Origin of the sequence: Prosthecobacter sp. (assembly GCF_044226605.1) — a bacterium.
Classification (GTDB): domain Bacteria; phylum Verrucomicrobiota; class Verrucomicrobiia; order Verrucomicrobiales; family Verrucomicrobiaceae; genus Prosthecobacter.
The window spans coordinates 128,548-141,714 of record NZ_JBGAGS010000021.1 but is presented as its reverse complement, the minus strand read 5'-3'; the positions used below and the strand labels follow the sequence as shown (position 1 = coordinate 141,714).

At 59.1% G+C, this 13,167-nt stretch carries 21 protein-coding genes and 1 pseudogene; all 22 read left to right on the top strand.

The genetic code is table 11. The annotated features are described in order from the left end of the window. Window positions 1–190: pseudogene (gene rplC / locus ACILSO_RS25475) on the top strand (50S ribosomal protein L3); the annotation flags it as partial. A 17-nt stretch (window positions 191–207) separates the two neighbouring features. Then, window positions 208–819: a 50S ribosomal protein L4 gene (gene rplD / locus ACILSO_RS25470; RefSeq protein ID WP_395740295.1), complete on the top strand. Its 612-nt coding sequence runs from the start codon at window positions 208–210 to the stop codon at window positions 817–819. A 2-nt stretch (window positions 820–821) separates the two neighbouring features. Further along, a complete protein-coding gene (gene rplW / locus ACILSO_RS25465; RefSeq protein ID WP_184338228.1) occupies window positions 822–1,106 on the top strand; it encodes a 50S ribosomal protein L23 in 285 nt (94 codons plus the stop codon). Window positions 1,107–1,148: 42 nt separating this feature from the next. Beyond that, entirely contained in the window at window positions 1,149–1,988 is an 840-nt protein-coding gene (gene rplB, locus ACILSO_RS25460; protein WP_395740294.1) for a 50S ribosomal protein L2, read from the top strand. A 24-nt stretch (window positions 1,989–2,012) separates the two neighbouring features. Further along, window positions 2,013–2,291: a 30S ribosomal protein S19 gene (rpsS, locus tag ACILSO_RS25455; protein WP_395740293.1), complete on the top strand. Its 279-nt coding sequence runs from the start codon at window positions 2,013–2,015 to the stop codon at window positions 2,289–2,291. A gap of 21 nt (window positions 2,292–2,312) precedes the next feature. Beyond that, window positions 2,313–3,092, top strand: coding sequence for a hypothetical protein (locus ACILSO_RS25450; protein ID WP_395740292.1), 780 nt, complete (start codon window positions 2,313–2,315; stop codon window positions 3,090–3,092). 26 nt (window positions 3,093–3,118) lie between these two features. Beyond that, on the top strand, window positions 3,119–3,565 hold the full coding sequence (gene rplV, locus ACILSO_RS25445; RefSeq protein ID WP_395740291.1) for a 50S ribosomal protein L22: 447 nt from the start codon (window positions 3,119–3,121) through the stop codon (window positions 3,563–3,565). 33 nt (window positions 3,566–3,598) lie between these two features. Continuing rightward, a complete protein-coding gene (gene rpsC, locus ACILSO_RS25440; protein WP_395740290.1) occupies window positions 3,599–4,366 on the top strand; it encodes a 30S ribosomal protein S3 in 768 nt (255 codons plus the stop codon). A gap of 46 nt (window positions 4,367–4,412) precedes the next feature. Continuing rightward, entirely contained in the window at window positions 4,413–4,835 is a 423-nt protein-coding gene (gene rplP / locus ACILSO_RS25435; protein ID WP_377166935.1) for a 50S ribosomal protein L16, read from the top strand. 24 nt (window positions 4,836–4,859) lie between these two features. Next, the gene (gene rpmC, locus ACILSO_RS25430; RefSeq protein WP_395740289.1) at window positions 4,860–5,078 is read left to right on the top strand and encodes a 50S ribosomal protein L29; all 219 of its coding nucleotides are present in this window, start codon (window positions 4,860–4,862) and stop codon (window positions 5,076–5,078) included. Between the two features lie 35 nt (window positions 5,079–5,113). Further along, a complete protein-coding gene (gene rpsQ, locus ACILSO_RS25425; protein ID WP_395740288.1) occupies window positions 5,114–5,398 on the top strand; it encodes a 30S ribosomal protein S17 in 285 nt (94 codons plus the stop codon). A gap of 44 nt (window positions 5,399–5,442) precedes the next feature. Next, a complete protein-coding gene (gene rplN / locus ACILSO_RS25420; RefSeq protein WP_395740287.1) occupies window positions 5,443–5,811 on the top strand; it encodes a 50S ribosomal protein L14 in 369 nt (122 codons plus the stop codon). Between the two features lie 6 nt (window positions 5,812–5,817). Further along, window positions 5,818–6,105 (top strand): 50S ribosomal protein L24, encoded by a 288-nt coding sequence (gene rplX / locus ACILSO_RS25415; protein ID WP_395740286.1) that lies wholly within the window; start codon window positions 5,818–5,820, stop codon window positions 6,103–6,105. 91 nt (window positions 6,106–6,196) lie between these two features. Continuing rightward, a complete protein-coding gene (gene rplE / locus ACILSO_RS25410) occupies window positions 6,197–6,781 on the top strand; it encodes a 50S ribosomal protein L5 (protein WP_395740285.1) in 585 nt (194 codons plus the stop codon). A gap of 27 nt (window positions 6,782–6,808) precedes the next feature. Further along, entirely contained in the window at window positions 6,809–7,198 is a 390-nt protein-coding gene (gene rpsH / locus ACILSO_RS25405; protein WP_395740284.1) for a 30S ribosomal protein S8, read from the top strand. Window positions 7,199–7,221: 23 nt separating this feature from the next. After that, window positions 7,222–7,761, top strand: coding sequence for a 50S ribosomal protein L6 (gene rplF, locus ACILSO_RS25400; RefSeq protein ID WP_395740283.1), 540 nt, complete (start codon window positions 7,222–7,224; stop codon window positions 7,759–7,761). A 15-nt stretch (window positions 7,762–7,776) separates the two neighbouring features. Further along, a complete protein-coding gene (gene rplR / locus ACILSO_RS25395; protein ID WP_395740297.1) occupies window positions 7,777–8,136 on the top strand; it encodes a 50S ribosomal protein L18 in 360 nt (119 codons plus the stop codon). A gap of 22 nt (window positions 8,137–8,158) precedes the next feature. After that, the gene (gene rpsE / locus ACILSO_RS25390) at window positions 8,159–8,755 is read left to right on the top strand and encodes a 30S ribosomal protein S5 (RefSeq protein WP_395740282.1); all 597 of its coding nucleotides are present in this window, start codon (window positions 8,159–8,161) and stop codon (window positions 8,753–8,755) included. A gap of 29 nt (window positions 8,756–8,784) precedes the next feature. Next, window positions 8,785–9,228, top strand: coding sequence for a 50S ribosomal protein L15 (gene rplO, locus ACILSO_RS25385; protein ID WP_395740281.1), 444 nt, complete (start codon window positions 8,785–8,787; stop codon window positions 9,226–9,228). Window positions 9,229–9,322: 94 nt separating this feature from the next. After that, entirely contained in the window at window positions 9,323–10,825 is a 1,503-nt protein-coding gene (gene secY, locus ACILSO_RS25380; RefSeq protein ID WP_395740280.1) for a preprotein translocase subunit SecY, read from the top strand. A 17-nt stretch (window positions 10,826–10,842) separates the two neighbouring features. After that, window positions 10,843–11,670: a type I methionyl aminopeptidase gene (gene map / locus ACILSO_RS25375; protein WP_395740279.1), complete on the top strand. Its 828-nt coding sequence runs from the start codon at window positions 10,843–10,845 to the stop codon at window positions 11,668–11,670. 199 nt (window positions 11,671–11,869) lie between these two features. Then, window positions 11,870–13,153, top strand: coding sequence for an MdtA/MuxA family multidrug efflux RND transporter periplasmic adaptor subunit (locus ACILSO_RS25370; RefSeq protein ID WP_395740278.1), 1,284 nt, complete (start codon window positions 11,870–11,872; stop codon window positions 13,151–13,153). Window positions 13,154–13,167 lie beyond the last annotated feature (14 nt).

Here is a 13,167-nt window from a genome sequence, read left to right as displayed (position 1 = left end):
TCCCGGTCTCGTCTGGAAGAACCAGAAGATGCCCGGCCATGACGGCACCACCCGCTGCACCACGCAGAATCTCGTGGTTGTGCAGAGCCGCCCTGAAGAGGGCATCCTGCTCATCAAAGGCGCCCTACCCGGCAACACTGGCAGCATCGTTGTGGTGCGCCCCGGCAAGAAAGCCGTCGTTAAGAAATAACCACGAGGAACTGAATCATGTCCGCGACCATTCTCTCAGCTGACGCCGCCAAGGCGGCCAACATCCAACTGACCGAGGGCTACAAAGGCTCCCAGGCACTCAGCGACACGCTGGTGGCCTACCGCGCCAACCGCCGTCAGGGAAATGCCCACACCAAGAACCGTTCCGAAGTTTCCGGCTCCGGCAAGAAGCTCTGGAACCAGAAGGGCACCGGCAACGCCCGTATGGGTTCCAAGCGCTCCCCAATCTGGAGCGGTGGTGGTGTCGTCTTTGGTCCCCGCAACACGACCGTGTGGGCCAAGAAGACCACCAAGAACACCCGCAAGCTGGCCCTCCGCGCCGCTTTGACCGCCCGCATTCTTGATGGCGAAGTACTCACCACTGGCAGCTTTGCCGTGGCTGATGGCAAGACCAAGAGCTTCATCGCTGCGGTCAACGGCCTCACCACCGCCAAGAACGTGCTGCTGATCGGCAAAGGCTTTGACGAGCTCACCTTCCGCGCCGGCCGCAATGTCCAAAACGTCCAGCTCATCTCCGCTGACGAAGTGAATGCCGAACACCTCCTCCGCTATCGCAGCGTGGTGGTGACCGGAGACGCCCTTGAAACCCTTGCCAAGAGGACTGCCTGATCATGAAAGACCTGCACAAAGTCATCAAAACCATCCGTCTCAGCGAGAAAGCCACGCTGCTGGGCGAAAAGAACAACGAGTATGTGTTCTCCGTCGATGTCGATGCCACCAAAATCGACATCAAGCAGGCCATCGAAAAGCTCTTTGGCAAAAAAGTCACCGGTGTCCGCACAGCGAACTATGACGGCAAGGCCCGTCGTGAGCGCCGCGCCGATTACGGCCGCACCAACCACTGGAAGAAAGCGATCGTCCGTCTCAAGGACGGCGAAAAGTTCGACCTCGCGTAAACCCAGGCTCAGCCACGCAACCCTTTAACTTATCCTACCGTCATGGCGCTGAAAACATTCAAGCCTACTACGCCCACCAACCGTTACAAAGAGTGGAACTCGTTCGACGAGATCACCAAGCACTCCCCGGAGAAAAGCCTTACCGTGGCTCTTCGCAAATCCGGTGGCCGTAACAACACTGGTCGCATCACCTGCCGTCACATCGGCGGTGGCCACGACAAGCGTTACCGTCTCATCGACTTCAAGCGCGTCCGCCGTGACGAAGCCGCCAAGGTGGTCGGCATCGAATACGATCCGAACCGCTCCGCCCGCATCGCTCTTGTGGAATACAAGGACGGCCAGCGCGCCTACATCCTGGCTCCGAACGCCCTTGTGGTCGGTTCCTCGGTGATGGCCGGCGAAAAGGCTGCTCCTGAAGTGGGCAACGCCCTTCCTCTGAGCAAGATCCCTCTCGGTACTTCGATCCACAACATCGAGCTTTCTCCAGGCAAAGGCGGCGTCGTCGCTCGTGCCGCAGGCCAAGCCGCTGTGCTTTCCAACCGTGAAGGTGACTTCGCCTTGGTGCGCATGCCCTCCGGAGAAATCCGCAAGATCCTCGCCGTGTGCTACGCCACGATCGGCCAGGTCGGCAACATCGAGCACATGAACGTGGTCAGCGCCAAGGCCGGCCGCACCCGCTGGCAGGGCACCCGCCCAACCGTCCGCGGCATGTGTATGAACCCGATCGACCATCCGAACGGTGGTGGTGAAGGACGTTCCAAGTCCGGTGGTGGTCGTCAGCACCTTCTCAGCCCCTGGGGCCACGCGAAGGGTGAGAAGACCCGCAACAAGAAGAAGGCGACGAACAAGCTCATCATCCAGGGCCGCAACGCCAAGAAGTAATCCATTCCTTACCCTAGCAACCTCATGGCACGCTCCCTCAAAAAAGGTCCCTTCGTTCAGCAAGCCCTCCTCGACAAGGTGGACAAGCTCAACGACGCCAAGCAGAAACGCCCCATCAAAACCTGGGCTCGTTCCTCGATGGTCACTCCAGACCTCGTCGGCCACACCTTCCTGGTTCACAACGGCAAGGACTTCGTGTCCGTGTATGTGACCGAAAACATGGTCGGACATCGCCTCGGCGAGTTCTCCATGACCCGTCTGTTCAAGTCTCACGGTGCTGTCACCGTCAAGGCCGCCAAGTAATTCCTGCGCCTCGAGTTTTTCATGTCACTCCGCACCTCCATCACCTGCACCACTTTCTCCCTGCTTTTTGCAGTGGGAGTGACGGGGCTGAGTGCGGATGACAAGCTCGAGAATCAGGAGCTGCACATCTCGCTCGCGGTCGCTGCAGCCAAACTGCAGGCACAGGAGGCCCAGCTTCTTGCCGCCAAGGACAAGAATGACGCCCTGGCCCAGAGCGCTGCGGCAGCCAATGCCGAAACCAACGAGTTGAAGGAGCGCTATGAAAAGCTGCGCGGTCTGCTTGAAGGTCTTGGAGTCGGCGCCCTTGAAAACGCCAAGGATCAAACTCAGGAACGTCTGCTCGCCGCCCTCGGCGATCTGCGCATCATGAAAGAGCAGCGCGATGAACTCGCGAACGCCCTGATTGAGATGGCAGAATCTGGCATGGGGCTGATGAAAAGCGCTCCGAACGCTGATCCTGCTGCTGCGGATCGTCTGAACAAAGCGATCACGGCTGCTGATGCCGCGCTCGTCAAAGCTGGCGGCGGTCAAAGCAATCAAGTCGCAGGCGACCTTCAGAACGCCCGCGTCGTCAGCCTCAAAAATGAACTTGGCATCGCCGTTCTTTCCATCGGTGCCAAGGACGGTGTGAAGCCCGGAATGCCTTTTGAAATCTATCGCGAAGACAAGCCCATCGCCAAAGTGCTTGTCACTGAAGTTCGCAACTCTGTCTGTGGCGCCGTGGTCCAGGAACTGGCCGCAGCCAACGATCCCGTCCGCGTCGGTGACCGGGGTCGCGTCGATCTCAACAAATCTCTCTAAACGAAGTCAAGAACCCCCCTCGCTTTATGTCCGTCCGCTCCGTCCTCAAATACGCCAGGATCTCCTCGCAGAAAGCCCGCCAGGTCACACGTGCCATCACCGGCATGCCCGTCAACCAGGCGCTGAGCGTTCTCGACTTCACCCCGAAAAAAGCCGCCTTCCTTGTTGGCAAAACCCTCCGTTCCGCGATCGCGAATGCTGAGAACAACCACGAACAGGACGCTTCCGAATTCATTGTGCAATCCGCAGTGGCCACCCCTGGACCTGCCCTGAGCCGCATCATGCCACGCGCCCGTGGATCTGCAGCTCCGATCAAGAAGCGCATGACCCACATCACCGTCATCATCGGCGCGCCGAAGGCTGAAGAAGCCAAGGCCGAAGGTGAAAAGAAGGCGCCGAAATCCGCCCGCCGCAGCGCTCCTGCCAAAAAGAAGGCAGCCAAGGCTGAGAAATCCAAGAAAGCTTCCGAATAACCGCAACGCCACCGAACCGCACCTCTTCACTTTATGGGACAGAAAGTAAATCCGATCGGCTTCCGCCTCGCAGTCACCAAAGACTGGCGCTCCAAGTGGTACGCACCTGAAAAAGAATACGCAGACTCGCTGCACAGCGACCTCGCCATTCGTGCCTACCTGAAGGAAAAGCTCATGCAGGCCGCCATTTCCAAGATCGTCATCGAGCGCGCTTGGAACCAGGTCCGCGTGACGCTGCACACCGCCCGCCCAGGACTCGTCATTGGCCGCAAGGGTCAGGAAATCGACGTCATGAGCCAGAAGGTCTCCGAAATGTGCGGTGGCAAGCAGGTCAAGATCGACATTTTCGAAATCAAGCAGCCTGAGCTCGACGCCCAGCTGGTGGCCGAAGCCGTCGCCGTGCAGCTTGAGCGCCGTATTTCCTTCCGCCGCGCGATGAAGCGCTCCGTGCAGACCGCGATGGACATGGGTGCTGATGGCATTCGTCTCCGCTGCGCCGGCCGTCTCGGTGGTGCTGACATCGCCCGTGCTGAGTGGTATCGCCAGGGTAAGGTGCCGCTTCAGACCCTGCGTATTCCGATCGACTACGGCTTCGCTGAAGCCCGCACTGTTTACGGCATCATCGGCGTGAAGTGCTGGATGAACCGTGGCAATGCTCCTGAAGGAGTTTCCCGTCCTTCCGGCGAACGCCGCCCACGCCGAGACGACCGCGGTGACCGCCGCCCAGGCGCTCCCGGACCTCGTGGTGGTGACCGCCGCCCGCAGGGCCAGGGCGCTCCCGCTCCCGCTGCCCAGGCATAACCTGCCTTCTACACTGAACTAAAACCTTTCCTCCGGACCTAGATTTATGGCCCTCCTTCCAAGCAGAGTAAAATATCGCAAATCGCAGCGCGGCAACCGCGGCGGCAACGCCACCAGCGGCAACAAGCTGGACTTCGGTGACTTCGGCCTTCAGACGCTTGAGCGCGGCTGGATCAAGAACATCCACATTGAAGCCTGCCGTGTCGCCATCACCCGCTTCCTGAAGCGCAAAGGCAAGGTCTTCTGCCGCATTTTCCCTCACAAGCCCGTCACTCAGCGCCCGCCGGAAGTCCGAATGGGTAAAGGCAAGGGCTCCCCGGAATTCTGGGTGGCAGTGGTCCTTCCAGGCCACATGCTGTTTGAGATCTCCGGCGTGAACGAAGCAACTGCCCGTGAAGCCTGCCGTCTGGCCGCAACGAAGCTCGGCCTGCGCTGCCGCTTCGTTAGCCGTGAAAGCCTGCACAAATAAACAACGCGAACTGCGAACTGAATTATGAAGATCAAAGAACTCCGTGAATCGTCTGTGGAAGAACTCTCCACACGCCGTCGCGAACTGAAGCAGGAAGCGCTCAATCTGCGCGTGCAGCAGAGCGCCGGTGGCGGACAGCTCGAAAACCCAGCCCGTCTGACCAGCATCCGCCGCGAGATCGCCCGGATCGAAACCATCATCACCGAGCGCGCCCGCGCCGCAGCCGCCAAGAAGGCCGCCTGATCCGGTCATCAACCCACTGAAGCATTTCTATTATCATGAGCGAGCCTACCGCAGCAGCCCCTGCAGCCACCGAAAAGAAAGCCGTGCGCAAGACGCGCGTCGGCGTCGTGGTGTCCAACAAGATGTCGAAGACCATCGTCGTCAAAGTTGAACGCCGCGTCCCGCACCCGATCTTCAAGAAGATCGTGCGCAAAACTTCCAAGTTCTACGCCCACGACGAAAACAACGCGGCCAAGGAAGGTGACAAGGTGCTCATCGCCGAAACCCGTCCGCTGTCCAAGCTGAAGCGCTGGGAGCTGATCGAAGTGCAGAAGCACTAACCGCCATTTTTTGAACCCCCTAACCTGACCAGGAGAAACAGCTTATGTTGCAAATGGAGTCCTCAATCCCGGTGGCTGACAACACCGGTGCCCGACTGGCCACGATGATCGGCGTGCTCGGCAAGAAAAACACCCGCTTCGCTTATGTCGGCGACATCATCACCGCGCACATCCGCGAATCCACGCCGACAGCGGCGGTGAAGAAGGGTGAAGTCGTGCGTGCGGTGATCGTGCGCACCTCGCACCCGATCCGCCGCGTCGATGGATCAATCCTGCGTTTTGACCGCAATGCGATGGTCATCATCGACAAGGACAACAACCCGCGCGGAACCCGCATCTTTGGCCCGGTGGCCCGTGAGCTGCGCGACAAGAACTTCATGAAGATCGTTTCCCTCGCACCCGAAGTGCTGTAATTTCCCATGAGCCGTACCAAGACCCACGTTAAAAAAGGCGACAATGTCGTCGTCATCTCCGGAGCAGCCAAAGGCGCCCAGGGGGTTGTCCTCTCCGTGCAGCCAGGCAAAGGCCGGGTGCTCGTCGAAGGCGTGCGCATGATCAAGAAAGCGATCAAGCCCACCCAGCAGAACCAGGCTGGCGGTTTCCAGGACCAGGAAGCCCCGATCCACATTTCCAACGTGAAGCGCGTCGAAGCGCCCGCGAAGAAAGAAGCAAAAAAGAAAGTTGCGAAGAAGAAGGCCAAGGCCTAAGTCTCGCCCCCCCATTTGTCTCCCCCCCCGCCATCGTCGCATCATTCTGATGCGGCCTCGAGGGAAAGGCGGCACAGCCCAAAACTGAATCATGGAACATACCCTACAGACCCTCTATAAGCAGAAGCGCACGGAGCTGAAGACCCAGCTTAACCTTGCGAACATCCATCAAGTCCCGCAGCTGAAAAAGATCGTCGTGAACTGCGCGATCGGCAGCCAGAGCGAGCGCAAGCAGGCCATCGAAGACGCCGTCAACGAAGTGACGCTGATCACCGGCCAGAAGCCCGTCATCACCAAGAGCAAGAAGGCTATCGCCAATTTCAAGCTGCGTGAAGGTGAAAACGTCGGCGTCAAGGTCACCCTTCGCGGTGGCAAGATGTATGACTTCATGATGCGCCTGGTGCGCACAGCGATTCCCCGCATCCGTGACTTCCGCGGTGTGGCCCCCCGCGCCTTTGACGGCCGTGGCAACTACACTCTCGGCGTGGCTGAGCAGTCGATCTTCCCGGAAATCGAACTCGACAAGATCAAGCGCCCGCTTGGCTTTGACATCACCTTCGTGACCAGCACGAACAACGATGACCATGCGCGTGAAATGCTGCGCGCCCTGGGCATGCCGTTCCGCACCCGCACTGCACAGCCGAAAAAGGAAGATGGCACTGAAGCCGCCGCATAACCCAAACACCCGGACACCCTCAGCGTCATGACCGATCCTATTTCAGATTTTCTTTCCCGCATCCGCAATGCCTGCTCCGCACAGCAGGAGCAGGTGCTCATCCCCTTCTCCAAGATGAAGGCCGAACTTTCCCGCATTCTGCAGGAAGAAGGCTACATCTGGAGCTACGAAGTGGACACCAGCGCCGCACACCCACGCCTCAAGCTGAAGCTTAAGTACCAGGACAAGGCTCCCGTCATCCGCAAGCTTGACCGCATCAGCAAGCCTGGTCTGCGCAAGTATGTCGGCAGCACCGAGATCCCCCGCGTTCTTGGCGGCCTGGGCATTTCGATTCTCTCCACACCCCGTGGCATTATGACCGGAGCCAAGGCCCGCAAGGCCAAGGTGGGCGGTGAACTCCTCGCCACCGTCTGGTAAACCCCCAACCCGTCGCAACTCATATGTCACGCGTAGGCAAACAAGTCATTTCCATTCCAGACAAAGTCACCCTTAAAGTAGGCGCCGACCGCTCGGTGCAGGTCAAAGGACCTAAAGGTGAACTCGGCTGGACTCTCCCAGCAGGCGTTGCAGTCGAATCTGACGCGAAGACCGCCACGGTCACCCGCGAATCCGAAGACCGCAAGGTGCGCGCCCTTCATGGCACCACCCAGCGTCTGATCAACAACATGCTCATTGGCGTCAGCCAAGGCTACACCCGCAACCTCGAGATCCACGGCGTGGGTTTCCGTGCTGCGGTCAAAGGTTCAAACATCGATCTCCAGCTCGGCCAGTCCCATGACCGCCTGCATCCGATTCCAAAGGGTGTGAAGGTGACCGTCACGGAAAACACCAAGATCGCCATCGAAGGCATCGACAAACAGGTCGTCGGCCAGCTTGCTGCTGACATCCGCGCTTACTATCCGCCAGAGCCTTACAAGGCCAAGGGCGTCCGTTATGTGGGCGAACACATCCGCCGCAAGGCCGGCAAGTCCGTCAAATAATTACCGGAGATACTCATCATGGCTCTTACCAATCGCAAAGAAATCCGCGCTCGCATTCACAAGCGCATCCGCCGCAAGCTCAGCGGCACAGCCGAGCGTCCCCGCCTCGCCGTTTACTTCTCGAACACGAACGTGTATGCGCAGGTCATCGACGACGCTGCCGGCAAGACGATCGTTTCGGCGTCCACCAAGGAAAAAGGTTACGGTGCTGGCAAGGCCAACATCGAAAACGCCACCAAGATCGGCGCGCTCCTTGCAGAGCGTGCCATGGCCAAGAACGTCACCGAAGTGGTCTTCGACCGCGCCGGTTTCATTTATCACGGCAAGGTGAAGGCCCTTGCAGATGCCGCCCGCGAAAAGGGCCTGAAATTCTAATCCACCCGCAAATTTTCCTATTATGGCTGATGAAACAGTAGTTACCGAAGCAGCGCCGGTGGAGGCCGCAGCACCCGCAGCAACTCAAGCTCCTTCCGGCGGCTCCCCATGGCGCCGTGAAGACCGCGGTCCTCGTGAAGTGGACGGCGTGGAAAAGGTGGTGCACATCAATCGATGCGCCAAAGTGGTCAAAGGCGGCCGCCGCTTCAGCTTCAGCGCACTCGTCGTTTCCGGCGATGCCAAGGGCAAAGTGGGCTGCGGATTTGGCAAGGCCAATGAAGTGTCCGACGCCATCAAGAAGGCCACGGAAGCCTCCCGCAAGAACATGTTCAACATCGTTCTGAAGGACAGCACCATCCCGCATGAAGTGACTGGCGCCCATGGTGGCGGCCACATCCTTCTGAAACCGGCCACTCCTGGTACCGGCATCATCGCTGGCGGTGGAGCACGTGCCGTGCTGGAAGCAGCCGGCGTCAAAGACGTGATCGGCAAGTCCCTTGGCTCGAGCAACCATGCCAACGTGGTCCGCGCGACTCTTGCCGCCCTCACAGCTCTGCGTCCTGCCGACGAGATCCTCCGCTCACGCGGCAAGGAGATCAAGGAACGCAAGGCCCTCTGATTGAATCCCTTTTTCCTTTTTTAATTTTCATGCAACTCCAAGACGTCAAACCCCGCCCCGGTGCCAAGAAGCGCCGCAAGCGCATCGGCTGTGGCGAAAGCTCCGGTCATGGTAAAACCTCCGGCAAAGGCAACAAAGGCCAGATGGCCCGCGCAGGTCGCGGCATCCGCCCCGGCTTTGAAGGTGGCCAGATGCCAATGCACCGCCGTCTCCCCAAGAAGGGCTTCAACAACGCTCTCTTCCAGGACGCTATCGAAGTCGTGAACGTGGGTGAACTGAACGAAGCCTTTGAAGATGGCGCTGTGATCAATGAAGCCGCGCTGCGTGAAGCCGGCCTCGTGAGCCGCAACTGCGACATCATCAAGATTCTCGGCACCGGCGACCTCGCTCGCAAGCTCACCGTCCAAGGCGCCAAAGTCAGCGCCACGGCCCGTGAAAAAATCGAAAAAGCAGGCGGTTCCATCGCTGCCTGATTTTTTCAGACCAACCAACCTCTTTGATGGGCCGGTCTCCGCGCAGCGAATGCTGTCAGGAAGCAGGCCCATCTTCGCTTAGAGCCACTCTCTCATGATCTCTGCTTTTGCCAACAGCTTCAAAGTCCCCGAACTTCGCTCGCGCATTCTTTTCACTCTGGCGATGATTGTCATCGTCCGTATCGGCACCTCGATCACGCTTCCCGGCGTGGACCCGACGGTGCTGAATGCGTGGATTGAGAACAAGGCGGGCAACAATGCCGGTGGCGCCGCCCAGGTGGCCGCGTTGCTCAACATCTTCAGCGGAGGCGGCCTGCAAAACTGTGCTATTTTCGCCCTGGGGATCATGCCTTACATCAGCGCGAGCATCATGCTGCAGCTGCTTACGGCCGTGTGGCCTCCGCTGAGCAAGCTGGCCCGTGAAGAGGGCGGCCGGCAGAAGATCACGCAGTATACCCGTGTGGCAACGATCGCCCTGTGTATCTTTCAGGCAACACTGCTGGCGCAATCGCTGGCGGATCCGCAGCAGAACTACCTCATGGCAGGATTGCAGGAGGCGATCGACAAACTGGGCGGGCAGCCACTGGTGCCCAACTATGGCATCGGTTTCGTGATCACGAGCGTCATCACGATCACAGCCGGCACCATGCTCATGATGTGGCTGGGCGAGCAGATCACCGACCGAGGCATTGGCAACGGCGTTTCCATCCTTATTTGCGTCAACATCGTTTCCGACCTTCCTGGCGCCCTTATCCAGGTGTGGCAGACCTTTGTGGACAGCGTGAAGGCCAGCCCGGCCAGCGCCGTCACCCTGGTGATGCTGATGGGTTTCATGATTCTTGTGATCGCGGGTGTCATCGCCCTGACACAGGCGACGCGCCGCATCGCCATCACCTACGCCAAGCGCGTGGTTGGCCGCAAGGTCTATGGAGGTCAGACGCAGTATCTGCCGCTGAAGATCAACTATTCCGGTGTCATGCCGATCATCTTCGCGCAGGCGATCCTGCTTTTCCCCTCCACGATTCTGGCTTCGCTGTTCAAAGACGTGAACTGGATTCAGCGCATGGCGATCTTCGTGAGCACAGGCTGGGTTTATTATGTGGCTTCCTCCCTGCTGATCTTCTTCTTCAGCTACTTCTGGGTGGCCACCATGTTCCAGCCAACGCAGATTTCTGAAGACCTGAAAAAGAGCGGTGGCTACGTTCCTGGCATCCGTCCGGGCAAGCCGACAGCTGACTTCCTGGACTTTACCATGAGCCGCCTGACGTTCGCAGGTGCGATCTTCCTCACGGGCCTGTATGTGATGCCTGGCATCGTCAGCAGCTGGATGAAGATTTCGAGCTCCGCCGCACAGTTCTTTGGTGGCACGAGCCTGCTGATCTTGGTGGGTGTGGTGCTCGACGTGATGCGCCAGGTTGAGACCCACCTTTTGCAGGCCCACTATGACGGCTTCCTCAAGAAGGGACGCATCCGCGGTCGCGTGGATCGCATCCAGCAGGGTGCCCGTGCCGTTGACTCGACCACCGTTGTGTGGATGTGGGTTGGCCTCGCTATCATGGTGCTGATCGGCGTCGTCTATAAACTGGCAGTTAAGTGAGTTTAATTCAGCGCGTCATGGCTTTCGTCAAATCGGGTAACATTCCCATCCGTCACGGCGCGCAGCAGCAGGGCATCCGCAGGGCCTGCCAGGTCGCGCGCGATGTCCTCATCAAGACGGCGTCTCAAGTCGCCGTCGGTGTCACAACAGCCGAGGTGGACCGCCTTGCGGCCGCAGAGATCAAAGCCTGTGGTGCCACGAGCGCCTTTCTGGGATACCGCCAGTTTCCCGGCAACATCTGCATTTCCATCAATGAAGAGGTGGTGCACGGCATTGGAGGGCCGCGTGTCATCCAGGACGGCGACATCGTGAAAATTGATGTCGGCGTTTATTTTGACGGCTGGGTGGGCGACAATGCGCTGACGGTGCCTGTGGGCAATGTGGCAAAGGAAACGCTGCACCTCCTGGCCGCCACCGAAGAGTCACTGCTCAACGCCGCCAAATATGCCCGTGATGGCTGGATGCTGGGAGACCTCTGCCACAGCGTGGAGGCCCACGTGACGCAGTATGGCTACAGTGTGGTGCGCGAGTTTGTGGGGCATGGTGTCGGCCGCAAGCTGCACGAAAAGCCCGAGGTGCCCAATTATGGCAAGAAAGGCGAGCGCCCGCGTCTCAAGGCTGGCATGACCCTGGCCATTGAACCCATGATCAACATGGGGACCGGCAAGACTCGCACGCTTGAGGACAAGTGGACGGTGGTGACGCTGGATCGCAGACCATCGGCGCATTTTGAGCATGTGGTGCTGGTAACAGCAGATGAGCCTGAAATTTTGACCGCACGTGATCGCATGTTTCCGAAGGGAACGGCTGACCTGACGCCTAGACCCGTGTCAGAGCTGGGTTGATCTTTAAAGAAAGGCAGCCGCTACAGCGGGTAAGGTTTTGGCTTATAGCTGGTATTTACGAAGGTAATATATAGCCAAGCTGCAAAAATACGGGTTTGGAGTGCGCTTTTAAAGACTGATTCAAGGCTCTCGCCCGATTCGTATTCTTGCGTGAGCGCAAGATCGAATCATCTTCCGGGCGCTCCGGATCCATTCAGACATGAACGACACTTCCTCCCCACCCAATCCGCCATCAGCCAAAGGTCGTGCCGGATGTTTTGTGATCATCTTTTTGGTTCTTGCCGCTGGCGGATGGCTGTGGATGCACCGGCCGGCGCAAACTCAAAGCGGGCCGCCGATGGGGAAGGGGGGCAGGGGAGCAGGCGGGCCTGTGGCCGTGACAGCTGGAGAGGTGAAGCAGGATGACTTTGAAGAGTGGGTGAGCCTTTCGGGCACCATTACGCCACTGCAGGTGGTGGTGGTGCGGAGCCGCGTGGACGGGCAGCTCAACAAAGTGAATTTTGTGGAGGGGCAGATGGTCAAGGCGGGGGACCTGCTGGCGGAGATAGACCCACGTCCGTTTCAGGTCATCCTGGATCAGGCCAAAGGCCAGCTTGGCCGGGACGAGGCCATGCTGGCGAATGCCAACAAGGACATGAGCCGGTATACCGAGCTGCTGAAGCAGGACTCCATCGCAAAACAGCAGGTGGACACCCAAAGGTCTCTTGTCAGCCAGTATGAGGCCACCCTGGTATCAGACCGTGCCGCCGTGGCCAGCGCGGAACTGCAGCTCAGCTACACCAAGATCACCGCGCCGCTGTCCGGACGCATAGGCCTGCGCCAAGTGGATGCCGGAAACATGATCCGGTCCAGCGATGCGAACGGTCTGGTCATCATCACACAGATGGATCCCATCGGGCTGTTCTGTTCGATCCCGCAGGAACGCGTGGACGCCGTGCTTAAACGCCTCCGGAGCAGCGATGAAGTGCTGGTGGAAGCGGTGGACAAAGAGATGAACAAAGTGCTGGGGCGCGGCAAGCTGCTGACGACAGACAACCAAATCGATCTCACCTCAGGCACGTTGAAATTGAAGGCGCAGCTGCCGAACACGGACCTGGCACTGTTTCCGAACGAATTTGTGATCACACGCCTGCTGGTGGACATCCAGCCGAAAGCCACCGTGGCGCCGGCAACGGCGATTCAGCGCGGGGCCAAGGGAGCCTATGCGTATGTCTTGCAGGATGACAGCACGGTGAAGATGCACAATGTGGTGACTGGACCCACGCAGGGAGACCGCGTTCTCATCACGGAAGGTTTGAAGGCGGGAGACAAGGTGATCACGCAGGGCGTGGACCGCCTGCGCGATGGTTCCAAGGTGGAGGTCATCGTTCCTGGCAAGAATCCTCCGGGCGGAGCTCCGAAAGGTGACAAGGGAGAGAGGCCCAAGGAGGACAAGGGAGAGAAGGGGGACGAGAAGCGCGGAAAAGGAGCGCCACTGTCATGAGGGCTGGAGCTTAC